Origin of the sequence: Massilia terrae (assembly GCF_024753145.1) — a bacterium.
Classification (GTDB): Bacteria; Pseudomonadota; Gammaproteobacteria; order Burkholderiales; family Burkholderiaceae_D; genus Telluria; species Telluria terrae.
In genome coordinates, this window is the sequence record NZ_JANUGU010000004.1 from 17084 (window position 1) to 42298 (window position 25215).

Sequence of the window (25215 nt, forward strand, 5' to 3'; positions counted from 1 at the left end):
GAACATCTAAAAGCTTGATCGAAGTAATCTGAGGTCGGCCATCCCGCCGGTGGCCACATACAGGCCCACCGTGCAGACGGTGCAGGCGATCGCCTTCAGCATTACCAGCACAAACAAGTTCTCGCTCACATGCCCGCCTAGCGCGAAGGCGGCGACATTCCCTAGTGCGATGCCGAGCCCGATCCGAAAGATCGTGGGGATGGGCAGCATTTCCGTCGCGGCGCTTCCCAGCCGCTTGCCCATGACCCGGAAATTCAATGCCTCGCCCAGCGCGAACGCCAGCACGCTGCCGATCGCGGCGCCTGCCAGCCCGAGGTAATACACCCCCACAACGCTGCAGGCGATGGAAAACAGGAGGCAGCCGAGGTTGATCCGCATCGCCAGCGATCCCAGATTCAGGCTGGGGAAGGCATAGCCTGTTGCAATCGACTGGAACATAATCCCGAGCAAATAAATCCGCATGACCGGCGTGGCCGCCTCGTACTTCGGTGTGAACACCAGGCTCACCAGCTCGGGCGCCACCGCAAACAGCACACCGGCTGCCGGCAACAGGATCAAAGCCGTGACCTGGTTGCTCCTGGAGAGCAAGTACACGATCCGCCCGGCATCGCCGGCAGCGAAGGCCTGGCTGATGTGCGGGAGCACCGCGCTGTTGATCGGCTGGCGGATCAGCGACGCCACCGGAAGCACCACCGCACCGATGGTGAAAGCGGCGAAGGCCGCGTGCGACAACATCGTCGCCGCAATCCACTGATCGGCCTGCGCACGCAGCACGAACAGGGCCGCACCCACCGCGAACGGCAGGCAATAGCGGAACTGGGTGAGCAGGAAGCCGGGATCGAACGCCAGCCTTGCGCCGCCCGTCCCGGTCGCCAGATAGGCAGCCAGCACGCCGAGCCGCACCAGCGCTTCGAGCGCCAGCGCCCAGACCACCCAGGCCAGCTGATGGGTATAGGCCGCGGCAAGGCCGATTGCCGCGACCCGCAAGGCGGCGATGCACACGTCGGACAGGACGCGCCACGCGACGCGCCCTTCCGCCACCGGCAATACCGTCGAGATCGATACCACGATCCATAGCATCAGAAACAGTGCCGACATGCCACGCGACGCCGCGAAGACCTCGCGCAGGGCCGCGCCCACGTAGGGGTTGGCGGGACTGGCGACGATGGCCACCACGATGCCGGCGCCGGCCAGATAGGCCAGCACCGTGCCGATCACGACCCCGTGCCCCTGCGTGGAAGCGCGCGGCAGAAAATAATAGAGGGACTGCGGCATGAAGGCCGGCGCCAGCGCCAGGGCAGTGCCGGCGGTCAGCATGAAAATGCGGTATTTGCCGAAATCGTCGGCAGCCAGATTGCGCACCAGGATCATGGGGATCAGGAATTGCAGGCCGAACTCCACGCACCCCGAGGCTGCGAGCAGGGCCGCGCTGCGTCCGACGCTGACTGGCCGTTCAAGAAAGGACATGCGACGCCACCTTTCCTTCGGCAACCAGGCCGGACAGGACCTGCGCATACATCGCCACCATGGTGGCCGCCGAGAATCTGGTTGCCACGGTCTCCCAGGCCTGGCGTCCCAGGGCCGCGCGCCGGGCGCCGTCGGCCAGCAGTTCGATCCGCTGCGACAGTGCCGCGATGTCGCCCTTCGGATAGAGGTAGCCGTTGGCGTCGCTGCCCACCATTTCCGCGGCCCCGCCAACGTCCGACATGATGACGGGCTTGCCCAGCGCCATGGATTCCAGGGCCGCCATCGAAAAGGTTTCATTCCTGGACGGCACGGCGATGACGTCGCAAGCGGCGACCGCCAGTCGGACGTCGCCCAGCAGGCCGGTAATCGCCACATGCTCGCCCAGCCCGCCGTTGCGCACCAACAGTTCCACCGACTTGCGCATGGGGCCGTCGCCGATGAGCAGGCATTTGACGTCGGTGCCGCGCGCGCGCGCCATCGCAATCGCCGCGACCAGGTCGCCGTGGGCCTTTTCCGGGCGCATGTAGCCGCACACGCCGACCAGGTAATGCTTGTCGCCAAAACCGAAGCGGGCACGAAAGGCGGCAATATCGTTTTCCGAGAAATTATTTGAGAAGCGGGCGAGGTCGACACCGTTGTAGATGACCCGCGAACAGCGCGCCGACAAAAAATTGCGTTCCCAAAAAGTGCGCTGGTAATTGCACACATACACCAGCAGGTCGGTCATCCGGAAGAGCGGCCGAAGGACCGTCATCTGGACCCGCGCGTGCACGGTAAACGGTTCGGTTGAATGCAGTATTTCCACGATCTTCAGGGGCCCGCCGTACAAGCTTCGCAGCGCCGATGCATACAGCAGGGGAAAGGGATTCGCACAGACCACCAGGTCGACCGCCTCGCGCTTGCAATACACCAGCAGCTTGCGCAATGCCGCCACATCGAATTTGCGCCGGACGCCGGGGCAGAACACCGCAATTCCCGCGTTCAATTGCTGGGGAAGATCGGCGCCGTCACTTTCATCTTTCAGGTAAGCCAGCGACACCCGGAAGCGCGCCGCCTGCAAGCCATTGGCCAGCGCAATCGCATGGATCTCGGCCCCGCCTATGCTTTGCGAGACCAGGAGAAACAGGACATGGATGGGCCGGCCCGGCGCCTGTTCAGACACGACACACCTCCTGCACGCCGTCAAGGTAAGGCGCCAATACCTGCTGCTCGGAATAGGTCCGGCGCATATACTCCAGGCAGCGCTCGCTGTATTCCGCCCACAGCAGTTCGTCGCCGGTCAAGGCCGCGACCTGCTCCGCCATCTGTTCGATCGACGCCACCGCCGATCCAAGCCGGTGGCGGGCAATGACGGCGTCCGGATCAAAGAACGCGACCGTCGGCGTGCCATGCGCCCAGGCCTGCAGGTAAGAGTTGGGGAAGCCTTCGCTATCGGAGGTATTGACGAAGACCCGGGCCCGCGCATAATGCCCCGACATCGCGTGATACGGTACCCGGCCCAGGAACTGGAGGTTGGGTATGCCGGCCGCTTCGCGGACCATGTCGTCGTACAGGCCGGCGAATCCTTCTTGCTTGCCGCCGATCATGCAAAAGCTCAGGTGCGGGCATTTGCGCGCCAGCGCGAGCAGCAGGTCCGGCCGCTTGAAATCGCGCAGATTATTCACCCACAAGACGTCCACATCACGCCCGACGCTGCGGTCCGGCTGCTGCACCAGCATTTTTGCGACGGTGCTCCGCATTCCGTAATTGGCGAGCATCGCCTGCTGCTGCTGGCAGCTCTGCACGAGCACCAGGTCGGCGCGCCGCAGGCCGTATTCGTACAATTTCTTGTCCCGCCAATACTTGATCAGGAGCGCGTCCGGCTGGCAGTCCGTGTCGTGCGCCACGCGGAAAATGAAGCGGCGCCGATAGCGCTGGCAAAACAAGGCGACCAGGCCCAGCTGCATCCCCGCGCAGCTCACGTAATACACATCGGCGTCCGCCTCGCACAAGGCGCGCCAGGTGCTGGTCCAGCGCGGGTGGATGTAGCGAAACACCGGGATGCCCGCGCGTGGCCGATAGGCCCGATAGGTCATCACCCCGTCCCACTCTTTCCGGTTCGGCTGGCCATAGTCATACACGATCATCGAGACCTCGAAGCCGCGCCTGGCGAACGAACGCGCGAGCAGGGTTTGCTGTACCTGTTCCCCGCCGATGCCGTGCGCACTGAATTCCGGCGCCAGCACCGGCAGATTGTCCATTCCGAAGAAGCAGATTCTCATGTCGGATCCCGTGCTTGAGAATTAAGGAGAACGACGGCGCAGCGCCGCCAGCCGGAAGCCGCGGCGCGACAGCCAGCCCAGCGCCGCGCCATAAGCAATCCAGAGAAAGGAATGGGTGTAGCGTGGCATGAAGGTGTCGTCGGTCATGCCCTGGACGAGCAAGATCGGAACGCAGGCCGAGGCGCCATAGAAATACGCCGAGGTGAGGGCCGAGCGGACCCGCGTCCGCAGGTCCCACAACGTCCGCCATACGTGGACCAGGAATAACAGGACCACGGCGGTCCCGACCACGCCAAGATCGAGCAAGGCGGACAGGTAGGCCGAGTGCGGATGGCCGACCGGCAGCATGGTCCGGTCTTTGGCCGCATCCGACCACAGCAGGGAGCCGTGGCCCTTGCCGATGACCGGACTCTTCAGCACATCGGGAATCAATGGCTTCCAGATCTCATCCACGCGGCCGGTGCTCACGTCATCCAGGTTCTGGGCCGAGGATGCGTAGCTGGAGCGCTTGATCATCGACTCCGGCGTGAGGAAAATGACGCAGCCGGCCAGCACCAGCAAGGGCAGCAGCATCTTCTTCTTCCCGCCCCAGGTCAGGATGAAATAGACCAGGGTGGTGGCAAGCCCGGCAAATGCACCGCGCGAGAATGTCACGAAAATCGTCGCGCCCAACATCAGCACCAGGCAGGCCATCGCCAGGCGCTTCCCCCATCCCCGGACGCAAAAGGAGACCGACACCGTGATCGCCAGCGCCATGTTCATCATCAGGCCGATTTCATTCGCATGCAGCCCGGTACCCGACAAGTAGCGGCGCGCGTCGACGCTGGCCATCTCGGACAATGAGGCGCCGCCCTGCAGCGTGAAGAGGATCACGAGGCAGGACAGGATGCAGGCGGCGCCGAGGGTCGGCAGCAGGATCCAGCGCACATTGCGCGTGTTCGCGGACAGTACCGCCGCCACCATGGCCGCGCAGACGATCAGCATCGGAATCACCAGCGAGACCCGCAAATAGGCACCCACCGTCGTGTCCTTGACGACCGCGAGCGCCTTCATGTAGTCCGGGGTTTGCGCGGTGTACTGGGCGCCGTTGATGGCCTCCACCACCACCACGGCAAGATACAACAGGAAAATCACGGGCAAGCGCGGCAGCGCGATTTTTCCGGGCCTGAGCGCGCAGGAAAAAAACAGCGACAGTGCCGCGAATGCCAGGGCGCCGGCCAGCACGAACGGACCGGAGATCCCCTTGTCGGATTGCGACAGCAAATAGGTCGGTACCAGCGGCAGCAACAGCAACACGCCGGCACAGGCGACTTTGAAATTGTTGATTCCGATCAAAATCAACGGCGTCAGGATCGTCGCGGCCAGGGCCGGCTTCGGCCCAAAACGGTCGAGCAGAACCCCGGCCACCAAGGCGATGCCGGTCGACGCCACATAGGCCCAGACCGCAGCCGATCCGACCCGCGGTCCGGGCTTTGCTGAGGTGCGCGCGATCGTTCCCATGATGGTAGCGCCGCCCGGTCAAGGCGCGAATCGCCGGGTCAGGTAATCGACGACCGTCACTCTTCCCGTCGTCGATATGTGGTGCGAGCCCAGGGCACGGGACGGCCGCACCCGTTTCAGATCCGTGACCTTCACTTCCTCGTAATGGGTGTCGTCCAGGCGGATGATTTCATACAGGCCGACCGCCTCGCCGTATTGATCGAATCCCTGCATCTGCGCGGCCCGGAAGATCTTGCCTTTGTCGAGAATCAATCCCGCGTTGCGGCCACAACAGGCGTCGACATACAGGGGGTTGGCGGGATGCGGGGTCCAGGTGGTGTCGAGCGGCGAACTGGCGGAAAAAAGGCATAGTTCCGAACAATGGTCCTTCAGGCCGGCCCGGTCCAGGCTGGTCAGCAGCCACCATCTGCCGCCATGTTCGAAGAACATCGAATCGGCCGCGGAGATATCGCGCATGGCGATCGAACACAATTCCCACTGCAGCGGGAAGGCGGTGGCCTTGTACACGCGGATCTGCCTGCTTTCCGACGCCTCAGGGCACATATAGATCTCGCCGCGGTACTTGAACAGAAAGGGAAACGAGAGATGAAACGTCTCCTGCAAGGCGACGCCGATGGGGACCAGCTTCTTCTCGATCAGCTCCAGCACGGAAATGTGGGCGCGTTTGGTCGAATATAGGTAGTCCTCCACGAAACAATAGGTGCGCCCTGAATCCGCCAGCAAGAACGGGTCGGCCCAGAAGTGCCCGACCGGCGCCGATATCCTGATGCCGTTCTCGGCCTTGGCCTTGCGCCAGTCCGAGATGGTGATCTGCAGCGCCCATGTCTGCCGGATGTTCAGCGCGCGGCCGATGGCTTTGCCGGACAGCCTGGCAGCCACCTTCGCCAGATACACCAAGGCTTGCCCCGCGTGCGGCAGCGTGGCGAATGGTCCGGTCTCAGGCAACGCCGGGCGTGGTGGCGGCAGCGCGCCACTGAGCGCGACCGAAAGCAGGATCCTTTCCAACTGGGCGAGTGATTTCCGATAGAGGTGCGCCTGGTTCAGCAGGAAGGAAAACTGGGTGCGAAACGCGCCCTGTAACAGCAGCCGTTCACCGCTAGCCGCGGCATCGGCGGACCTGATCGAAAACTGGGTACGCGCCTGCCGGTGATAGGACTCCCAAAAGCCTGCACACACTGTCGGCAACATCGGCCTCTCGTGATAGCCGATCCCGAGCGCGCCCAGGCGCGACAGCGCGAGCAAGGCGCTAGGCAGCGCGGCCGAGCTGAAATTGAGCAGGATGTCGATGCCGAGATCCGTGAGCTGCCGCCAGCCGGCATCGTCCGGACCGCCGTCGCGCTGCAGCGTCATCATGGGAAGGCCGGCCGGGCCCAGGACATTCCCACGCTCCAGGTCCACGACGGACAGGTGTTGCCGATGCGCTGAATAGAATTTCAGCAAGTGCTGTTCACTCCACATGACGCATTCGAAAGCCCATGCCCGGATCGAACGGCGGGGCGCGCGCGCGTCAGCGGCGGCCGGCGCAGGCAGCCGTATCGCCACCACCAGCTCCAGCACGTCCTGCCGCGCGGCCCACTGGAAAAACGAGGCTACATACACATTGGTCAGGGGGCTGTCGAGAACAATGCCCATCCGAAGTTTACGCATAGTCGAGTCCTGTCCGCTGTTCAGCCCGCCAGTCATGGCGCAAGGCGCCCTGTCCGCGACTGATGGCTATGAAGATGGGTTGGCCAGTCAAGGCGGCGCTCCATGTCGGCGCTCCGCTCAAAACTGCCTGTCGGTGTCCGGCTGCCTGTGGCCGGGCGCCCTGCCCAGCGCAGGCCGCGCCTGTGCCCTCGCCTGGCTGCGGCGAATCTGGTCGTACAGTCTTTCCAATGAAGAGATGGTCTTATCGACGCTGAACTCGTGTTCAACTTTCGAGCGCGCGGAATCGGCGAACATCCTGCGTTGATCCGGATTGCCCAGCAAATGGACGATGCCGTTTGCGAGGGCGCGGACATCGCCTGGCTCGACCAGCAAACCCTCGCTGCCGCTGTTGATGGCTTCCGGGATTCCGCCCACGCGGGTCGCGATCACCGGCAGTCTGGCGGCCATGGCTTCCAGCACACTCATCGGCAAGCCTTCGGCATACGAGGGCAAGACCAGCACGGTTGCCTTCGACAACCAGCGCGCACGCGACTGGGTATCGATCCAGCCTGCCACCTGAACGTGCTCCGCCAGGCCGAGCAGCTCTATGGACTTCTGCGCACCGGCGGTGTCGCCGTCGCCGCATAGCACCAGCCTGACGTCGGGAAATGCCGAAATGACCTTCGGCATCGCGTGCAGGAGGTCGTAAGTGCCTTTGGCTTTCCCGAGGTGCCCCAGGAACAGCAGGGTGGCCTGGTCACGCAGGGGCGAATTTTCCTTTTCTTCAATGACTGCGGGATTGAAGATGGTGAGGACCGAACGCTGCGTCGAAATAGAGCGAACCCAGGCGTTAAGCGTATTCGACACGACGACGACATGCTGGACCTTGTCCAGCAAATACCGCACGATGGCACGCTCCGCCCGGTTGCAACGCTTCTCATAGAACTCGGGAAAATGGCCGGCATGGATATGCAGGATCGTGGGAATACCGGAGGCCCGCGCGAGCAAGAGGAAAACCGCTTTGCGCCAGAAACTCATGTCGCAAGCAACGTGAGTATGCACAATTGAAATTGCCCCCTGTAATAGAAGATGATAGAAGCGCGCAACAGAGGAGATGAAAAGGATGCATTTCGTTAAGGACGAGCCGGTGGAATGGGTCGGAAGATAAACGACGTGTTGTCGAACAAATAGGTCCTGCTTTTCGTAGAGCGCAACGACCGATGCTATTCCGCCGAAGGCGTCGCTCCGTGTGCCAAGCATGACGATTTGTTTCTCTTTAACCATGATTCAAGCGCTATACGAGTATTCTTCGCCAGAAGATGAGCTATCTCAGGCAAGATTTTCTTTATGCAGCAATCATATTGAGAGATCGGTCAACAATTGATTTGACGAAGATCAAACGTCCAACAATTTTTTTGAACTTGTGGCGGATTGTTGAATTTGCTTCGTGAAAGCACGAAAAGGCCGGAATCATGCTCGCCAGCACGCTGCGCTGGCATTTTGTGCATGAAGGGCGCCAAGGACAGGCTGGAAATCCCCCGGGCCGAGGGCCCGCTTACGGACGAGCGGCGGGATTCTGCTCCGCGGTGAGGGTGATGGACACTGCGGGGTTGCGGAGCGCGATATGGTGTTTAATTGAAGAAATAAATTCTGGAATAGAAATAAAATCCTGGGAAAAATATGCCCAGGCCACCAGCGCCGTCGTCAGCACGATGATCTTTGCCTGGCGCTCGGCTTGCAAAATGGAAGTATGTTTCCTCAGTGGCGGCGCTTGGTCGGCCATGCGCGGTCCGGCCGATGTCCTCACCGCCACATTGCACTCGCTTTTGCCTGGCTTTTCCTGGCGGTACGGCAGCGGCGGAACAGCGTCATCTACCTCCAGGACCTCGTTGCTCCCTATCCGGCGCCGCCGGTCTGCAATCTGCTCCATTTTCTCCTCCAGGTTTTTATAATTTTTTTTATCATGCGCCCCTCCCCGCGCACGCCGTTCAGGACATAACGCGGCCAATGAGCCAGCATCGACCGATACGAGCGATACAAGGTAATGCGGTCATAATCGCGTTGCTGCCCCATAAAACGGAATTTGTAGTCATATTGGCCTGACAGCATGTGGTACTCCCTCCCGCCACGCCCGATCGCGTCGCAAATGCTCAGGTAGCAGCACACCTTCCCAAGCCGGAGCGCATCCAGCGCCGGATCATGCGCGATTACGTGCATGAAGAAATTCCCTCCGATGCGGGTGCAAATGACGCCGCCGCAGATTTTCCCGTGCAAGCTTGCGATCAATGTCACCCCATACCGCCCAACCAGGCGCGCCAGCTGTGCTATGGATTGCTCGCTGTGGTTCGGCGTTTCACGCTTCAGTTCGATCCGGGCACTGCTCAGATCGACGATGGAGCGGATTTGCGCGAGGCTGACTCGATCGCCCTCGTAGAAGTCGAACTTTATTTCCGGGAATTGTTGAGCTATCCGCTTGCGATACCTGCGAATGCTCTCCTTGGTATTCCTGCTCAACATGGACCAATAGTGCTCGGCAGTTTCCGGAAGCGGCGCTACGAGGTCTTCCGTGGCATTGAAGCGCTGGAAGGGATAGGGCAGTCCGGTATCGCCGATCGACACCGCAGGCAGGTAAACCAGATCGACGTCCTTGAAGTACTGGAATACGTCCCTGGCAAAGCAGGCCAGATCTTCCCCGGACAGGGAGAATATTTCGTTCAAAACCTTAACGGCAGTGCCTTGCTTCGTAAACATGATAACGAGCCTGATATCGTCCTCAACCGCCACAACGTAGGCGTGGGCTGCCTCGCCCGGGTTCGCGTCCGCGAATCTCGCCGCCGAGCAAAATACATTTTCGAAGATCCGCTCAAGCGCGTGCTGGATATCCGGTGAAAAGGGGGCGCGCGCAATCCACGAGCGCCGCCCTTCCCCGGCTGGTGCCAGCATTTCCAGTTTCACTTCGCCCTCCGATAGGGCGTGCTAGATCTCGGTTTTCTTTGCTTGTAGCGCATTTCTGGCAATAATTGATTTTTCGATCAAACGGCCAAGCAGGGTCTTCTTCTCAAGCTGTTCCTTGCAGGCCGCTTTGAGCGCGATTTTTTTCAGTCGGAGCAACTGTTCGGCAAACAGGCGCCCGTGTCGCAAGGCATGCATCCTGGACCGATAGAGCGTGATGCTATTGAAGGTATACGGTTTGGCCCTGAACCTGGCTTTGTGCGCGCGGGCGCCCCCCATCAGCCAGCATTCTTCGGCACGCAGCTCAATCGCATACAGGATCGCCGCCAACCACATCTGGTTGCCCAGCATGTACTGGTCGTAATCCGGGTCGTGCGCGATGAATGCGTGAAAATGTTTCCTTCCGACACTGAAGGAAATCGACCCGGCACAGATCCTGTCGTCGATCGTCGCCATGACGAGGTGCCCGTACCTCTGCAATGTGCTCAAGAGGGCAACGCGGTCGACTTTCTCACTATAAGCGGCACACCCTTTTGCGTCCATGCGCTGCTTCGCCAGCGCCAGGATTTGCGTGACCTGATGCTCTTCAATGGCGCCCCGATCAACCATGCGCAAGCGGAACGAGGGATGATCCTCAGCAATCTTCGCGGCGCCCACCCTGATCTGTTTGGCGAATTGGGGACGCAGGCTGGAAAGATAGGCTTCTTTGCTCGGAGGTAAATGGATGATGTTTTCCTCGATGGACTGCAATTGCTGACATGGCAAAGAAGAACGTTCCAGGCTGGCGTCTAGTCCATAAAACCGGATCACTTGGGCAGATTTAAATGTCCGAAAAATTGTCTCGCAAAATGTGAGTATTTTCTCAGCCGGTAAGCTAATTTGCTGATTGAGAACGTACACGATGTGATGGTCGATCCGGAACAGGATCACGGCCGTGATCGTGCAACCATCTTTCCGGACATAGGTGCTGATACGTTCCAGCGAATCGTACGCCGCGATGCGCGTCAGCGTACAATAAACACAGGCGTAGAGCCGCTCTAATGTTGCGCCCACGAAAGCGGGAATCTCATCCTTATAAATGATTTCCGCTACGTGATTTTCGCTTGAAGCGGCAATAGCCGGTCGTCCCAATTCTCGCATTGTCCGCGGCGTTTCGCTTGGTCGACCATTAGTCATAGGAAATATCTCCGCGGAGCACTTGATATTTATCAATGCTAGTAGTTTTGATCGGCCGCGGTTTGAGACACATCAAGCTTTACCTTATTCGCGGCAGAGATTTGTTTTTACGTCTCAGGTAATCATTTCTATAAATATAATTTCCGGACGCAATATAAAACGGAATGCGGCGGTCCCAAACCAGGATGCGTAAAGATGATCACGGTGGAGTTAATTGACGAGGACGTCCTGATCCTTGAAGGACTCAAGGGCTATCTGTCGACCGCGAGCGAGGTGCTGGTCGTCGGCGAAGCAAGGGATAGTTACGCCTTGGCCGAGCAAGGCGATCACGGTGCCGTTCATGTAGTGATACTGGAGGTCAACGAAGCAGGCGATGGATGGACGGATGCGATCCGGCGTGTGCGGGCGGTTCGCCCGGATTCCGGCATCCTGGTATTGAGCCACTTTCGCAACAGCGACTACGCCTTGATCGCCATTCGCGCTGGCGCCATGGGGATGTTGCAGAAGAACTGCTCAGTATCGGATCTCGTGAATGCGGTGTTCAAGGCGGCCAGCGGCATACCATATGTCGACGACGCGCTTTGCGAACTGCTGTTCATTCACGCGGCAGGTGCCAATTCCCCGCCATCCGACAAGCTGTCCGGGCTCGAACTGGCAATTCTTCGCCTGCTTGTCAGCGGCCGCACCGTTGTCCAGGCGTCGGAGATCGTTGGCCTCAGCGTTGGGCAGCTGCGTTGGAGACGCACGAAACTCATGCAAAAGCTTGGCGCCAGGTCAGTCGGCGATCTTTGCGATTATGCGCGCCACCACCACCCCGCTTTCCTGACGCCGGCTGCCTAGCGAACAAGACCGGAAGGTCTAGTGGGCCAGATCGGTGCAGTCGGCTGCAGCGAGTTGCCGGGATGGGTCTTCAAGGAGGCCAATCGACATCGCATACTGGATAAGCTCGGGCACCGAACTCATGCCGATTTTTTCCAAAATGCGCGCCTTATAGGTGCTGACTGTTTTGACGCTGATGCCCAATTCGGCGCCAATATTCGTGCATTTCTTGCCCTGGCAAAGCTGGGCGAGGATTTCAAACTCGCGCTTGGTCAAATTCGCATGGTGGCGGGCAGTCTTCAGCAATTTCGCGTCATTGGCAAACAGTTCCGATACGCTCTCGTTCACATAAACGCGACCCGCGGCAACAGTCCTGATGGCGTCGGGAAGCGACTCCGGCGAACAGTCATTGGTCAACAGCCCTCGGACTTCGCTTGCGAACCCGTTCAGACCATGTTTCATCGCATCCCTGTGCCCGATCATGATGAGTTGGCAAGCAGGAAGACGGTGACGGATTGCAGCGAGGATTGTTTCATTCAGGGCGCCAAAGGGATTGGCGATCACCAGTACTTCTTCACCATTGCTCGGCTCGTGGAAACATAGTTCTTCAAAACAAGTATATTCTCCGGCCACCGTCAAATCGTCGTGCCATGAAATAATTCTTTTCATGCCCTCGCGCAATAGCGATATTGAGCTCGCAAGTCCGACGCGCGTCATGATTCCTCCCCTTCTTGTTCTTTGTCGGCAATCAAAAGCAATGTCTTTGCGAATGATTTCCTTTGATAATCGCCAACGGTATCGCAGCGTGATGTCTGGGTCTTATTTTATCCCATCGGTTTCATTTATTTAGTAACTATGTGGCTAAACCACATCATTTTCCACTCAAGCACAGTATAGTCAGCGATGCAGGTTTTTGCTGGGAAAACTATTGTCCCTTGATTAATTTTTCTTCGTCAGCATTTTACTATTCGGTTTAAGCCGAGCGGTATTTTCACTCCTGCAATAATTAATCCGCCGGTGACTGCTCGCACCGGCGTTTCCTACCCTTTAATGATTTACAGCGGGCACTTTCGGATCGCTTCCAATGGTCGTCGGATCCGGCGTTTTGACAGGCTCGGCACTTGCCGTCAGTGTGGCAGCTGCATTGTTGCTGCCATCCTGTTGTGCCGGGCTTGAGCCGGCTGCAGCTGCCGCCACGGCGCCCGCACTCGGGGCATTCGCCGGATTCACGTTGGCGCCGGCGTCCCCTGGCGTCGTGCCGGAGGCGGCGGCGACGCGGGCGTCCGCTGCCATCTGGCTCGCGGGGTCTGCCGGAGGAGTCCCGGTGTTCGATGCGCCACCCGGTGCCGCCGGGCTCGCCGGCGTCGCCGGGGTCGCCGTCGCGATCGTGCTCGCCGCCCCCACGGTGTCTGCCGCAGCCGTTGCAGTATCGGTAATCACTGGCGGATTCGTATCGGAGCTCGGCGCTTCAACGCTGTCAACCTGGTAATTCGCGGGGCGGACCTGGGCATCCAGCTCTGCGGCCTGAACGTTCAAGGCATCCCCATAGGGAACATCGCCACCACCACAAGCCGAGAGAAGCGCGAAGATCGGCGCGATGAGGATCGCGTTTGCGATAACGCGTCGCTTATTTGCCTTGTGTAAGAGCTTTTGCGAAATAGTCAACGGTCTTTCCTTTACGTGTCTATGGGAAAGAAGTTGGAGTATTTCCTAAGCTCATTAGTTCCCAACGTAAAGAAAAAAATTTTCGCGATGCAATGTTGGCTATCGCTATTTCTCTTCCATTTTTTGCAAATGACCTCCAAATCGATTCAGTCCGGCATTGATATTTACTCTATAAATTATTGCATCTGAAAAATTTTTTTCTTTTCGTTGGGAACTAAATGCTTTTGGGAATAATCAAACGCTGTGCCTTTTCACCGAAACGTAAGGAAAACCCGTGGTGCAAACTTCTCAACGATTCCTCATGAACGCCAATAAGCGCTCCAAACTGAAGGCAAGCATTCTGGTACTTGCCCCCGTCGCATCGCTCCTGCTCGCTTGTGGCCCGGCAAGTGCCTACACAGGTAGCCGGGATCCCCTGAAGCAACCGTTCGCCAGCAACAGCATCTGGAATATGCCGATCGGCAGCGGCGCAGTGTTTACGCCGGCGAATATCTCGCCCACCCCGGGCAACAATATCTGGGCCAAGATGCCCGGCGCAGATACCGAGAAAATCGTGTTGACGCCGACCGCCCCCTTGACCACCCTCAACACCAGCAGCGCTGGCTGGACCGGCGCCAACCGCTGTTCGGCCACCGGCGGCCTGCTGATGCAGGTGCCGATGCCGAGCAACTACGTGGTCCCGAATTCGACCCTGAACAGCTCGGCTTCCTTCCTGCTCGCGGACGGCCGCACGATCGTGCAGACGCAGCCGCTGGCGCGTTGCACGGCGGGCGCCCCCGGCACCGCAATGGCGAAATTTGCCAACGTCGACCTGTTTGGCACCGGCATCACCGGCGCCCACGGCGGCTCGGGCCTGTCGGCCATCGGCGGCAGCATCCGTCTCGGCGAACTGCGTCCTGGCACCACCACCGGTCCGCGCCATGCCCTGAAGGTGAACGTGTATGCAAAGGAAGTGCTGTACAAGTGCACCACCAGCTCGGCCTGCTTCCGCTGGCCGGCGGTGAAAGCCGACAGCTACGCCGTGGGCTGGTACGGCACCGCCAACAACAACAGCAATGTGCAGACCAAGATGGGTGCGCTGCTGGCGATTCCGCCGTCGATCAACATCGCCGCCCTGGGCCTGGAGACCAAGCCCGCGATGCAGCTTGCGTGGACCCTGCAGAACTATGGCGCCTACGTGGTCGACGACACCTATGCGCCGGGCTTCGACCTGAACGTCGAAGATGGTCCGAGCGGTTCCAAGACGGCCGAGTTCCAGGCTGACTGGGGCTTCGCGATGGAGCAGCGTGTCAACAACAACACGCCCTGGGTGCGCGACATCCAGCGCCTGGTCAAGGCCCTCTCCGTCGTGAGCAACAACACCGCGACCACCATCGGTGGCGGCGGCACGCCGAAGCAGCCGCTGGCAGCGCCGATTGCACCGTAAGCATCACGACGTGATCTGAAAGCACCCTGCCGGTCTGCCCGGCGGGGTGTTTTACGTTTACCCCCTCCACTACCCCTAGCGGCGATATTGCCGGGCTATAATTCCGGCCCATGAACCTGCTTAAGACGCTCGCGGCAATTTCCAGCATGACCATGCTGTCGCGAATCACCGGTCTGCTGCGCGATAGCCTGTTTGCGGGCGCGTTCGGCCAATCCGCCTTCACCGACGCCTTCAATGTGGCGTTCCGCCTCCCCAACCTGCTGCGCCGGCTGTTTGCCGAGGGCGCATTTTCCCAGGCCTTCGTGCCGATCTTGTCGGAATATAAAAACCAGCACGGCGAGACGGCGACCAAGACCCTGGTCGACCACGTGGGCAATTCCCTGATCTGGGCGACGCTGGCCACCAGCGTCATCGGCATCATCGGCAGCCCCGTCATCATGTGGATCATCGCCTCCGAGATGCAGCAGAACCGGGCGGCCTTCGATGCCGGGGTGCTGATGACGCGCGTGATGTTCCCGTATATCGTTTGCATGGCCTTCGTGTCGCTGGGCAGCGGCGTGCTCAACACCTGGCGCGAGTTCCGCGTCCCCGCCTTCAGCCCGGTGCTGCTGAACGTGGCCTCGATCTTCGGCGCCGTGGTGCTGAGCCGTTTCTTCGCGATCCCGATCTTCGGCATGGCGGTGGCGGTCATGATCGGCGGCATCTTGCAGGTGGCGGTGCTGGTGCCGGCGCTGGTGCGCATCGGCATGCTGCCGCGGCTGTCGCTGAATCCCTTCGCCGGCCTGCATGACCCGGGGGTGCGCCGCATCCTGCTGAAGATGGGCCCGGCCGTGTTCGCCGTGGCGGCCGCGCAGATCAGCCTGCTAATCAACACCAGCATCGCGGTCGGGTTGGGCGAAGGCGCCGTGTCGGCCCTGCAATATGCGGACAGGCTGATGGAATTCCCGACCGCCCTGCTGGGCGTGGCGCTGAGCACGGTGCTGCTGCCCTACCTGTCCAAGGCCAATGTCGAAGGCGACCGCGAGGAATATTCGGCCCTGCTCAACTGGGGTCTGCGGCTGACTTTCCTGCTGGCGCTGCCTGCGGCGGTGGGACTGGCCGTGATGTCCAAGCCGCTGATCGCGACCCTCTTCAACTACGGCAAGTTCACCGCGGCGGACGTGGCGCGCTCGGCGGCGCCGCTGGCGGCGTATGGCGCCGGGCTGGTCGGCATCATCCTCGTCAAGACGCTGGCGCCCGCCTTCTACGCGCGGCAGGACATCCGCACGCCGGTGAAGATCGCGGTCGGTGTGCTGATCGCCACCCAGCTCATGAACCTGGTGTTCGTGCCGCTGCTGGACGTGGCCGGACTGGCGCTGTCGATCGGCGCCGGCGCTTGCCTGAACGCGGCCTTCCTGTACACCGGGCTGCGCAAACGCGGCGTGTTCGTGCCGCAGCCGGGCTGGCTCGGCTTTTTCGCGCGGCTGGCGGTGGCGGTGACGGTGATGGGCGCACTGGCCTGGATCTGCCAGGTACAGCTGGACTGGACCGCGCTGCGCGCGCACAAGTTCCTGCGCATCGCGGCGCTGGGAGGGATCGTCTGTCTGGCGGGAGCCACCTACTTCGCGGTGCTGCTTGCGCTCGGGTTCAAGCTGAAGGACTTCAAGCGGACCGCGAAATAAGGGCGAACCGTAGGGTTGGACGTCGTTCCCGCGGACGCGGGAACCCCATTTTGCGTGCGTATCGATACAGCTCGCGTTAGTAACTCTCTCACGAAACGGTATTCCCGCCTTCGCGGGAACGACGGGTCAATTTTAGCGCGCTGCTTGCTGCGCGGCCGCCTGCCCAGCTTGCAGCAGCCCCTGCCCGGCCGCCGTGAACTTCCAGTCCGAGACATGCTCTTTTTTCTCGAAGCCGGCGAAGCGCGCATCGAAATTGCCGATCTTGAGCGGCCGGGCATCCGACAGGCTGTAGACCGCCACCACGCCCTTTTCGCCATTCGCATAGACGATGCCCCACTGCGCCTTGCCGGTCATCGGATCGATGAAGATCTTGCGCAGATGCCGGCGCACGCCGGGAAAGCGCGGATCGCGCAGCAGATCGTCGAGCGCCGGCGGCTGGGTGGGCTGGCCACGCGGCGTGACCGCGGCGTAGCTTTGCAGGGCGGCGCTGAAGGCGGCGCCAGTCGCGAGCAGTTCCTCCTCGGCGGCGGCGCGGCGCAGCAGTGCGTCGGCCTTGAGCGTGAGCGCGCCGACCAGGCCGACCACCGTCACCAGCACGAGCAGGCCAAGATAGGTAAAGCCGTCCTCGCGCCGCATCACCACTTCTGGTAGGGCCGGCCGTCGCGGCCGTTGCCGGGCGCGCCGCTGTGCAGGTCAAGCACGCCACCCTGGCTCGCCTCCTGCGGCGGCTGGATGATCCAGGTCTCGCTGCTGCCCGTGATCGGGTCGGCGGGCAGCGCCGCGAGATACTTCTTGTCCACCAGCTGCTGCAGCGAATCCGGATAGCGGCCGGTGTCCGCGCGGTACTGGTCGATCACCGCGCGCGTGCTGCGCAGGTTGTCCGCCAGGATGGTCTCCTTCGCGCCGTCGATGTGCTGGAAGTAGCGCGGCAGCGCGAGCGTGAGCAGCAAGGCCACGATGGCCAGCACCACCAGCAGCTCGATCAGCGTGAACCCGCGTTCCCTCATTCGAATCTCCCCTACCATCGCCGGTACGCGATGCCGTTCAGGCCCGTGCCCGGCGCGCGCGAGTACACGTCATACACATCCGCACCCTCCTCCGGCGCGTCCGGTTCGCTGGCGTAGCTGCGCTTGCCCCAGGTCTGGGCATCCGCCAGCGCCGGATCGGCGGAGAACGGGTCGCGCGGCAGGCGGCGCAGGAAGTAGATCTTCGATTCCTTCGGGCTGCGCAGGTCGCGCACCCCCTCGACCAGCAGCTCCAGCCGCTCGGGATAGCCGGTGGCCCCGGCCTGCCGCGCGATGCGGCCTTCGTCGCTCGCGCGCTTGTAGGCGTCGAGCGCCTGCCGGATCTCGCGCAGGCTGCTGCGCAGCTGGGCTTCATGGCGGCGCTGCGCGGCGATCTGCGCCACTGGCGCCACCAGCGCGCCAAGCATCGCCAGGATCGCCAGCGTCGCCAGCAATTCGATCAGCGTGAAGCCATGTGCGCGCGCCATATTCATTTGGCGTCGAGTCCCTGCGGCGCGGGCAGCTGGGAGGCCGGCATCTCGGGCGGCGGCGACAGGGCCGGCTGGGCGGCGGAAGCCGGCTGCGGCATTTGCGGAATCTGCGGCGTTGGCGCGCGCGCAGGCGCAGGCTGCGATGGCTGGACGGGCGGGGGCACCGTCTCGGGACGGTTGCGCAAGCTGGCGTCGGTCCCGGCCGCGAAGTAGGCCGCATCGGCCGACGGCCGCGCGAGGTTGCGCACCAGGTGGGGCGTGATCGACAGGACGATCTCGGTGCGGTCGCTGGAATCGTTGGTGGTCCCGAACAGGCGCCCCACCAGAGGCACATCGCCCAGCAGGGGCAGCTTGCTGCCGCTCTTGCGGTCCTCGTTGCGGATCAGGCCAGCCAGTACCTGGTTCTCGCCGTCCTTCAGCTGCAGCAGCGTGGCGGCGGAGCGCTTGCCGATGCGGTAGACGGTGCTGCCGGATTTGGTCGACGACGAATCGATCACGTTGCTCACTTCGAGCGAGACCTTGATCGCCACTTCGTTATCGAGGTGGATGGTCGGCTCGACGTTGAGCGTCAGGCCGACGTCGGCGTAGGTGACCGATTCGGACGCGAAGCCGCCCACGCCTGGCGACACCGTCGTGGTTATGATCGGCAGCTTCTCGCCGATCACCACATTGGCCTTTTCCCTGTTGCGCACGCGGATGCGCGGATTGGCGAGGATATTCGAATCGCCGTCATCCTTGCGCGCCGTGACCGTCGCGGCGACGCCGGCCACGCCGATCGTGCTCCCGTTCAGCCCACGCAGCTGGTCGACCGTCAGCGCGTGGCCGTCGCCAGTGGTCAGGGGCGCGAACGACACGCTGGCCGGCCACGTCACGCCAAGGTCCACGATGCGGCTGTGCTGGACCTCGAGCACCTCGACATCGAGCATCACCTCGGGCTCCGGCACGTCGAGCAAGGCCACCAGCCGCGAAGCCAGGCGGATCGCATCCGGGGTATCGCGCACGATCACCAAGTTAAGCTTTTCGTCGACCACGATGTCGCGCGACTTGACGATCGCCTTCAGGCTGGCGGAAACGCTCTTGGCGTCGCCGTAGGCCAGGTAGAAGGTCTTCACCGCCAGTTCCTGGTAGTCCTTCAGCTTGGCCGGATTGTTCGGATAGACCAGGATCGTGTTGCGGTCCATGACCTGGCGTTCGAGCTGGTTGGTCATCAGGAGGTAATACACCGCGGCTTCGACCGTGCTGTTCCTCAGGAAGATCGAGGTGCGGGCATCGGCGCGCACGTCCTTGTCGAACACGAAGTTCAGCCCCGACTGGCGGGAGATGACTTCGAACACCTGGCGCAGCGGGGCTTCGCGGAATTCGAGGCTGACCGGCTTGCGGAACGCCGCCGCCAGCGCGGCTTCGGCCGGCGGCGCGGCGGTCGCCTCCCTCACCTTCTCCATCAGCGCCAGCGCGCCGGGATGAGCGGGCTGCTCGGACAGGATGTCGTCCAGCTTGCGGCGCGCGCTGTCGTAGTCCTTCCTGCCGAAGGCTTCGGCGGCGCCGGCCAGGCTGGCATCCAGGCGCCGTGTGGCCTCGATCGTGCGCAGACCGGCACGGGCGCGCGCGTTGTCAGGTGCGAACGAGAGCACACGCTGGTAGGCCTGCTGTGCCAGCTCGGCCTTGCCGGCGGCGAGGTCGCGGCCGGCCTGTTCCAGCAGGCGCACAGTGGCCGCGTCGCGGGCGCGCAAGTAGGTCACCTTGTACACCGCGTTGGCGGGATCGGCCGCCACCGCTTCACGATACTTCAGCAGCGCTTCCTCGACCTGGTCGTGCGCGATCAGCTCATTGCCCTCGCGGTAGGCACGCTGCGCGGCGCATCCTGCCAGCGCGAGCGCGGCGAACAGCACGGCAAGGCAGCGGAAAACGGAATAAGGGGTCATCTAGTCAAACACTCCAATATTGAGCTGCCGGACCTGCTCCAGCTGCACGTAAGTCAGGATCATCAGCGGCGGCTTGATCGCGTCCACGCGCCAGGAACCGTCGATGACATCCTTTTCGTGGACCAGCCAGGTCTGTTCGCCGCGCGCGAGGAAGACTTCCCACCTGCCTTCCTGCAGCGACTTGCCGATCACGGTGAACGGCAGCGGCGGCGCTTGCGGCGGGGCCGGCGGCACAACCGGCGCGGGCGGCGGCGGAGGCGGCGGCGGGGTCCAGTTGTGCGCGGCGAAACCGTCACCGGGTCCGGCGCCGAACGCATCGGCGTCATCGCCAATCAATGTCTCTCGCGGCTGCAGGCGCATGATCGCGGGCGCTTGTGGGCGCGGGGCCGTCTGGCTCGCCGCCCTCACCGGTGCCTGGCGCGCAGGCTCGACCACCTCCGTTGCCGGGCTGTTGTCGCCGAACAGGGCGAGCCAAGCCGCGAGCGCCAGTGCACAGGCCATCGCAACGTGGCGCGCCTTCATCGGTCTTCCCCCGCAGGCCGGTCGCGCAAGTAGACAGTGAAGCGCAGGCGTGCCTCGACGTCGGGGTCGCCGATGGCATCGCGATGAAAGCCAATGTCGTCGAGCGAGGCGAATGGGATGGCCTGCAGCGACTGCAGCGCGAAAGCCCAGATGGCCCCGTACCCGCCCCTGACCGGCAGGGTGACCTGATAGGTCCACACCTTCGCGTTCGGGTCGAAGGCCTCCCGGTACTCGCCCTTGCTCAGCACAAGCCCGGCTTTCGACGCCAGCGCGAACATGGTCTTGATTTGTTCGCCAGCGTAGCGACGTTCGCCCAGCGCACGGTAGAACTGGGCGGTGTTGTCATCGCCCGCAGGAACGTCCAACTTGGGAACGGCCTTCGGCAATGCGGCAGACTGCACGGCCAGTTCCTGCCTTTGTTCCAGCGCCTTGGCCACCTGCTCCAGCCACGCAATGACGGCAAGGCCGGCGATGAGCAGCAGCGCGGACACCACTCCGATCACGCCCACCCTTGCAAACAGAATCCGTGCGCGCAGCATCATGGCTGCCTCCAGCGGGCGTCGAGCTGGAAGCGCAGCGGGCGGTTCGGATCCTGCTCGTTGATCTCATGACGGGTCAGCGCGGCGGCCTCGAACCATTCCTGAGACTGGATCTGTTCGACGTAGCCGACCATGTCGTCGCTATTCTTCGCTTCCGCGGTGATGCGCAGCACACGGTTTTTCGCGTCCGGCTCCAGCGCCAGCAAGGCGATCGCCGGTGGCGTGGCGCCCGCCACGGCATCGCGCAAACCGCGCCACGGCAAGTTCAGCTGTATGACTGCGGCGTTGATGGCCGCTGCCTGCGCCGGGCTTACCTGCGGCGTGCGCGGCGAAGGAGGCAGCGGAACCAATGCCTGGTCGCGAGCGCGCAGTGCGGCCAGCTGCTGCTCGTAGCCAGCCATCTGGCCGGCGTACCTGTACGCGCCGATGGCAGCCGCCAGCAGCATCAGCCCCGCCGCCACCGCCAGCGCGCGAACTGTCATCGGCGTCTCGTGAAGCGTGCGGCGCAGGCTTGGCACGGCAAGGTTGATCCGCACCTTCCTCATCGTGCACTCCCGGTGCAGGCCACCGCTGCGAGGCCGGACAGGCCCGATTGCGCGCTCGCGAGCAGTTCACATCCATCGCCACCTGCCCAGCTGGCAGGCGCGGGGCCGCAAACCAGCAAGCGCTCCGGCCGCGCTACGCCCACCCGCAGGGCCTCGCGCGCCACATGCGCATCGAGCCAGTCGGGACCGGCGTCCGGCGAGACCGGAACGGAGCGCACGGCGGCAAAGGCGGCGCCGTCGAACAGGGCCAGCGTGAGCACCTCGGACTGAATCATGCCGAACCATGCGCCCGGACGAATCTGGGCGCGCCACTCATTCAGCGCCGCGACAAATTGCGGCACCACCTCCACCACCTGGCCGCGCTGCCCTCGCACTGCCTCCTCGATCGCGCCGACCAATGGCTCCGGCGCCGCAGCGGCGAGGAATGGACGGGATGCATCCCAGTCCGCAGCGATGCGCCACCCCGTCGTGCTTGCGCCGAACAACGTTTGGAAGCGCATGCCGGCGGCGGCCTGCAGGTCCGACATGCGGGTGCATCCGGCGGGCGGCGTCACCTGCCATATGCGGGCCAGATCGTCCGCCAGCACCACCGATACGGCCGCGTTGCGCGGTATCGCACCGTCGAGCGCCTCGCCAACGGCGGCGGCGAGCTGTTCGTGTGATGCTCCGGCGGGCAGCGCGCGCTCGGCCAGCACCTCGATCCCGGCCCGGCGCCAGACGCTGGTGCGCGCCAGCGCCACGCCGCCAGGCGCGACCCCGATGCGGAACTGTTTGCCGAGGCGCTTAAGCATTAAGCGTCACTCGCTTGATTTCGTCGAGCGTGGTCGCGCCGCGGCGCACGAGGTCGAGCGCGGCAAGGCGCAGGCTGCGCGTGCCATTGGCCTGTGCGGCCGCCTTGATGCGGCGGATCGGCTGCTTGTCCACGATCAGCTCGCGGATCTCGTCGGTCAGTGTCAGGATCTCGGCAATCGAGCGGCGGCCCTTGTAGCCGGTTCCGCGGCAGTCGCCGCAGCCTGCGCCGCGCATGAAGAAGTAGCCCTCAACCTCCGGACGCTGCAGCCGTACGCTGGCCAGTTCGGCGTCGCCCGGCGTGTAGCGCTGGGCGCAGTGAGGACAGTTCATGCGCACAAGGCGCTGGGCCCAGATGCCGTTGAGCGCGGAGACGAAGGCGTAGGGATCGATGCCCATGTGCGTGAAGCGCCCGAAGACGTCGAACACATTGTTGGCGTGGACGGTCGTCAGCACGAGGTGGCCGGTGAGCGCCGACTGCACCGCGATCTCGGCGGTCTCGCGGTCGCGGATTTCGCCGACCATGATCTTGTCCGGATCGTGGCGCAGGATAGAGCGCAGGCCCTTGGCGAAGGTCAGCCCCTTTTTCTCGTTGACCGGGATCTGCAGGATGCCGGGCAGCTGGTACTCGACCGGATCCTCGATGGTGATGATCTTCTCGCGCCCGGTGTGAATTTCGGTGAGCGCGGCGTACAGCGTGGTGGTCTTGCCGGAGCCGGTCGGGCCGGTCACGAGCAGCATGCCGTACGGTTCCTCGGCCAGCGCTCGCAAGCTCGCGAGCGAGGCGTCGTCGAAGCCCAGCGCCTCAAGCGTCAAGGCGCCGTAGGCCTCGATCATGGCGCGCTTGTCGAGGATGCGTATGACGGCGTCCTCGCCGTGGATGCTCGGCATGACGGACACGCGCAGGTCAATTTCGCGGCCGCCGGATTCGACGCGGAAGCTGCCGTCCTGCGGCACGCGGCGCTCCGCGATGTCGAGCTCCGCCAGCACTTTCAGGCGCGAGATGATGTGCTCCGCCAGCTCGATGCCGCCGACCGTGGTCACGTGATCGAGCACGCCGTCGACCCGGTACTTGACAGCGATGCCGCCGGCCGTGCTTTCGAGGTGAATGTCCGAGGCGCCGGCCTTGAGCGCATCATACAGCGTCGAGTTGACCAGCTTGACCGCGGGGCTGGCGGCTTCGGACACGGAGGCGAACGACAGCACCTGGGCCACGTTGCCGTCGCGCCGAGCGTCCATCGCGGCGCCTTCCAGCGTATCGACTGCGCGCGCGGTTTCCTCCTGTTTCGACAGGTAGGCCTGGATGTCGGCCTGCAGCGCAAGGCGCAACTGCAGCGGGCGGCCGTGCGTGGCGCCGGCATGCGCGGACAGCCAGGTCTGCAGGTCCAGGTCGAAGGGATCGGGAATCACGCCGGTGAGCGCGCCGTGCGCGTCGCGCAGCAGCACGCAGTGGCGCGCCAATGCCTGCGCCAGCGGCAGCAGGTCAAAGGCCGGCTGCTGGCCGAACATTTCGGCAGTCTCCATCACGTTCAATCCGAACGGCTCGGCCAGAGCGCGCACCAGTTGGCGCGGCTCCATGCCGCTGATGGCGAGCAGTTCGGCCACCAGCGGGCGCCGGCTCGCGCGGGCGCGCTCGATCAGCGCGTCGAGGACTGCGCTCACGACATGTCTCCCGCGAGGTCGAAGATCGGCATGTAGAGCAGGATCACGATGGTGCCCACTACCAGTCCGATCGCGGCCATCAGCAGCGGCTCGAAGGTGCGCGTGAAGCGATCGATCCAGCGACTGATCTCGCCATCGTAGAAGACCGCCGACTGCGTCAGCATTGCACCCATCTCGCCGGTGCGCTCGCCCACGCGCAGCATGCGCAGCGAAATCGGCGTGGTCAGGCCGTTCGATTCGAAGGCCTCCGACAACGGCCGCCCCTCGCGGATCGCGGCGCGCGCGGCAAGCAGCGACAGGCGCACGGGTTTCGACACCATCGGTTCGACAGTCTCCATCGCGTTGACGATGGTGATGCCGCCCTCGGTCAACATGCCGAGCGTGAGATAGAGGCGCGACAGTTCGTAGATGCGCACACGCTCGCCGATGCCGGGCAGGCGTGCGAGCAGTTGACCGATGCCGCCGCTGCGCAACAGGCGACGCAGGCCCAGCGCGGTGGCACCCATCGCGCACAACACGGCGAGCCCCAGCGCCGCTCCGTGGCGCGCGGCGAACTGGCCCCAGTCGAGCATCAGCCGCGACATCCACGGCAGATCCCGGCCCGCACCCTGGTACACCTCGGCGAAGCGCGGCACCACGTACATGATCAGGAAGGCGCTCACAGCTGCGCCCACACCCAGCAGGATCGTTGGATAGATCGACGCACTGACGACCTTCGAGCGCACCTGGTCGATGCGCTGCTGGTAGTCGATGTAGCGCGACAGCGCGCGGGGCAGGTCGCTGGTGCCTTCGGCGGCGCGAACGATGCCGACATACAGCGGCGGGAACAGGTCGGGTTGCGCGCCCAGCATGGTGGAAAAGCGCTTCCCTTCGCGCAGGCCGGCAAGCAGCCGTTCGAGCACCGTGCGCGTTGCGGGATTGGCTTCCTTTTCGAGCAGTGCTTCCAGGCCTTCGACGATGCCCAGGCCCGCATTCAGCAGCGCCAGCAACTCCTGGCTGAACAGCACGAGCGACAGCTTGCGGCCGCGCGGGCGCACGAGGCCAGCCGCGCGCGCGGGCTCGATCGCGCTGACAAACAAGCCGCGCGCTTCCACTTGGCGGCGTGCATCGGCTTCGTCGAGCGCATCGACGACGACGCTGGCAATGGTCATGTCGGGCGCGAGGGTGCGGACTGCGAACTGCATTGGT

The 25215-nt window shown here is 63.1% G+C and carries 24 protein-coding genes; 3 read left to right on the forward strand and 21 right to left on the reverse strand.

Features of this window, described 5'->3' with window-relative positions; genetic code table 11:
* Nucleotides 1-6: 6 nt before the first annotated feature.
* From NX778_RS13095 to NX778_RS13135, 9 genes are all read right to left on the reverse strand, one after another.
* Complete coding sequence (locus tag NX778_RS13095; protein ID WP_258812193.1) at nucleotides 7-1467, reverse strand: lipopolysaccharide biosynthesis protein; 1461 nt, start codon at nucleotides 1465-1467, stop codon at nucleotides 7-9.
* Nucleotides 1454-2629 (reverse strand): glycosyltransferase, encoded by a 1176-nt coding sequence (locus tag NX778_RS13100; RefSeq protein ID WP_258812194.1) that lies wholly within the window; start codon nucleotides 2627-2629, stop codon nucleotides 1454-1456. The genes NX778_RS13095 and NX778_RS13100 overlap by 14 nt, the downstream gene beginning before the upstream one ends.
* A complete protein-coding gene (locus NX778_RS13105) occupies nucleotides 2622-3728 on the reverse strand; it encodes a glycosyltransferase family 4 protein (RefSeq protein WP_258812195.1) in 1107 nt (368 codons plus the stop codon). Before NX778_RS13105 ends, NX778_RS13100 begins: the two co-directional genes overlap by 8 nt.
* A 21-nt stretch (nucleotides 3729-3749) precedes the next feature.
* Nucleotides 3750-5228, reverse strand: a complete 1479-nt coding sequence (locus NX778_RS13110) for an O-antigen ligase family protein (protein WP_258812196.1) — start codon at nucleotides 5226-5228, stop codon at nucleotides 3750-3752.
* A gap of 18 nt (nucleotides 5229-5246) precedes the next feature.
* The gene (locus tag NX778_RS13115; protein WP_258812197.1) at nucleotides 5247-6875 is read right to left on the reverse strand and encodes a glucosamine inositolphosphorylceramide transferase family protein; all 1629 of its coding nucleotides are present in this window, start codon (nucleotides 6873-6875) and stop codon (nucleotides 5247-5249) included.
* 117 nt (nucleotides 6876-6992) lie between these two features.
* On the reverse strand, nucleotides 6993-8138 hold the full coding sequence (locus NX778_RS13120; protein ID WP_258812198.1) for a glycosyltransferase family 4 protein: 1146 nt from the start codon (nucleotides 8136-8138) through the stop codon (nucleotides 6993-6995).
* Between the two features lie 271 nt (nucleotides 8139-8409).
* Entirely contained in the window at nucleotides 8410-8784 is a 375-nt protein-coding gene (locus NX778_RS13125; RefSeq protein ID WP_258812199.1) for a hypothetical protein, read from the reverse strand.
* Nucleotides 8751-9809: a GNAT family N-acetyltransferase gene (locus NX778_RS13130; RefSeq protein WP_258812200.1), complete on the reverse strand. Its 1059-nt coding sequence runs from the start codon at nucleotides 9807-9809 to the stop codon at nucleotides 8751-8753. Before NX778_RS13130 ends, NX778_RS13125 begins: the two co-directional genes overlap by 34 nt.
* A 21-nt stretch (nucleotides 9810-9830) precedes the next feature.
* On the reverse strand, nucleotides 9831-10982 hold the full coding sequence (locus tag NX778_RS13135) for a GNAT family N-acetyltransferase (RefSeq protein ID WP_258812201.1): 1152 nt from the start codon (nucleotides 10980-10982) through the stop codon (nucleotides 9831-9833).
* 195 nt (nucleotides 10983-11177) lie between these two features.
* Here NX778_RS13135 and NX778_RS13140 point away from each other — a divergent pair, with 195 nt between their 5' ends.
* Nucleotides 11178-11822 (forward strand): response regulator transcription factor, encoded by a 645-nt coding sequence (locus NX778_RS13140; RefSeq protein WP_258812202.1) that lies wholly within the window; start codon nucleotides 11178-11180, stop codon nucleotides 11820-11822.
* Nucleotides 11823-11840: 18 nt separating this feature from the next.
* On the opposite strand, the gene NX778_RS13145 is transcribed toward NX778_RS13140, so the two are convergent.
* Both NX778_RS13145 and NX778_RS13150 read right to left on the reverse strand, forming a co-directional pair.
* The gene (locus NX778_RS13145) at nucleotides 11841-12518 is read right to left on the reverse strand and encodes a response regulator transcription factor (protein WP_258812203.1); all 678 of its coding nucleotides are present in this window, start codon (nucleotides 12516-12518) and stop codon (nucleotides 11841-11843) included.
* A gap of 330 nt (nucleotides 12519-12848) precedes the next feature.
* Complete coding sequence (locus tag NX778_RS13150) at nucleotides 12849-13466, reverse strand: hypothetical protein (protein ID WP_258812204.1); 618 nt, start codon at nucleotides 13464-13466, stop codon at nucleotides 12849-12851.
* A gap of 301 nt (nucleotides 13467-13767) precedes the next feature.
* On the opposite strand from NX778_RS13150, the gene NX778_RS13155 reads away from it, so the two are divergent.
* The gene (locus NX778_RS13155) at nucleotides 13768-14892 is read left to right on the forward strand and encodes a hypothetical protein (RefSeq protein ID WP_258812205.1); all 1125 of its coding nucleotides are present in this window, start codon (nucleotides 13768-13770) and stop codon (nucleotides 14890-14892) included.
* 110 nt (nucleotides 14893-15002) lie between these two features.
* Nucleotides 15003-16553 (forward strand): murein biosynthesis integral membrane protein MurJ, encoded by a 1551-nt coding sequence (gene murJ / locus NX778_RS13160; protein WP_258812206.1) that lies wholly within the window; start codon nucleotides 15003-15005, stop codon nucleotides 16551-16553.
* Nucleotides 16554-16685: 132 nt separating this feature from the next.
* On the opposite strand, the gene NX778_RS13165 is transcribed toward murJ, so the two are convergent.
* Genes NX778_RS13165 through NX778_RS13210 form a run of 10 tightly spaced genes read right to left on the reverse strand, consistent with a single transcriptional unit; the run spans nucleotide 16686 to nucleotide 25211 of the window.
* Complete coding sequence (locus NX778_RS13165; protein WP_307728043.1) at nucleotides 16686-17189, reverse strand: type II secretion system protein; 504 nt, start codon at nucleotides 17187-17189, stop codon at nucleotides 16686-16688.
* Nucleotides 17189-17560 (reverse strand): prepilin-type N-terminal cleavage/methylation domain-containing protein, encoded by a 372-nt coding sequence (locus tag NX778_RS13170; protein WP_258812207.1) that lies wholly within the window; start codon nucleotides 17558-17560, stop codon nucleotides 17189-17191. Before NX778_RS13170 ends, NX778_RS13165 begins: the two co-directional genes overlap by 1 nt.
* Before the next feature lie 11 nt (nucleotides 17561-17571).
* Nucleotides 17572-18051, reverse strand: a complete 480-nt coding sequence (locus tag NX778_RS13175; RefSeq protein WP_258812208.1) for a type II secretion system protein — start codon at nucleotides 18049-18051, stop codon at nucleotides 17572-17574.
* On the reverse strand, nucleotides 18048-19970 hold the full coding sequence (locus NX778_RS13180) for a secretin GspD/PilQ domain-containing protein (RefSeq protein WP_258812209.1): 1923 nt from the start codon (nucleotides 19968-19970) through the stop codon (nucleotides 18048-18050). The genes NX778_RS13175 and NX778_RS13180 overlap by 4 nt, the downstream gene beginning before the upstream one ends.
* Nucleotides 19971-20492 (reverse strand): hypothetical protein, encoded by a 522-nt coding sequence (locus NX778_RS13185; protein WP_258812210.1) that lies wholly within the window; start codon nucleotides 20490-20492, stop codon nucleotides 19971-19973.
* Nucleotides 20489-21034, reverse strand: a complete 546-nt coding sequence (locus NX778_RS13190) for a hypothetical protein (protein ID WP_258812211.1) — start codon at nucleotides 21032-21034, stop codon at nucleotides 20489-20491. Before NX778_RS13190 ends, NX778_RS13185 begins: the two co-directional genes overlap by 4 nt.
* Nucleotides 21031-21576 (reverse strand): PilN domain-containing protein, encoded by a 546-nt coding sequence (locus NX778_RS13195; protein WP_258812212.1) that lies wholly within the window; start codon nucleotides 21574-21576, stop codon nucleotides 21031-21033. The genes NX778_RS13190 and NX778_RS13195 overlap by 4 nt, the downstream gene beginning before the upstream one ends.
* The gene (locus NX778_RS13200) at nucleotides 21573-22367 is read right to left on the reverse strand and encodes a hypothetical protein (protein WP_258812213.1); all 795 of its coding nucleotides are present in this window, start codon (nucleotides 22365-22367) and stop codon (nucleotides 21573-21575) included. The genes NX778_RS13195 and NX778_RS13200 overlap by 4 nt, the downstream gene beginning before the upstream one ends.
* Nucleotides 22360-24027, reverse strand: coding sequence for a GspE/PulE family protein (locus NX778_RS13205; RefSeq protein WP_258812214.1), 1668 nt, complete (start codon nucleotides 24025-24027; stop codon nucleotides 22360-22362). The genes NX778_RS13200 and NX778_RS13205 overlap by 8 nt, the downstream gene beginning before the upstream one ends.
* Entirely contained in the window at nucleotides 24024-25211 is a 1188-nt protein-coding gene (locus NX778_RS13210) for a type II secretion system F family protein (RefSeq protein ID WP_258812215.1), read from the reverse strand. Before NX778_RS13210 ends, NX778_RS13205 begins: the two co-directional genes overlap by 4 nt.
* Nucleotides 25212-25215: the final 4 nt, after the last annotated feature.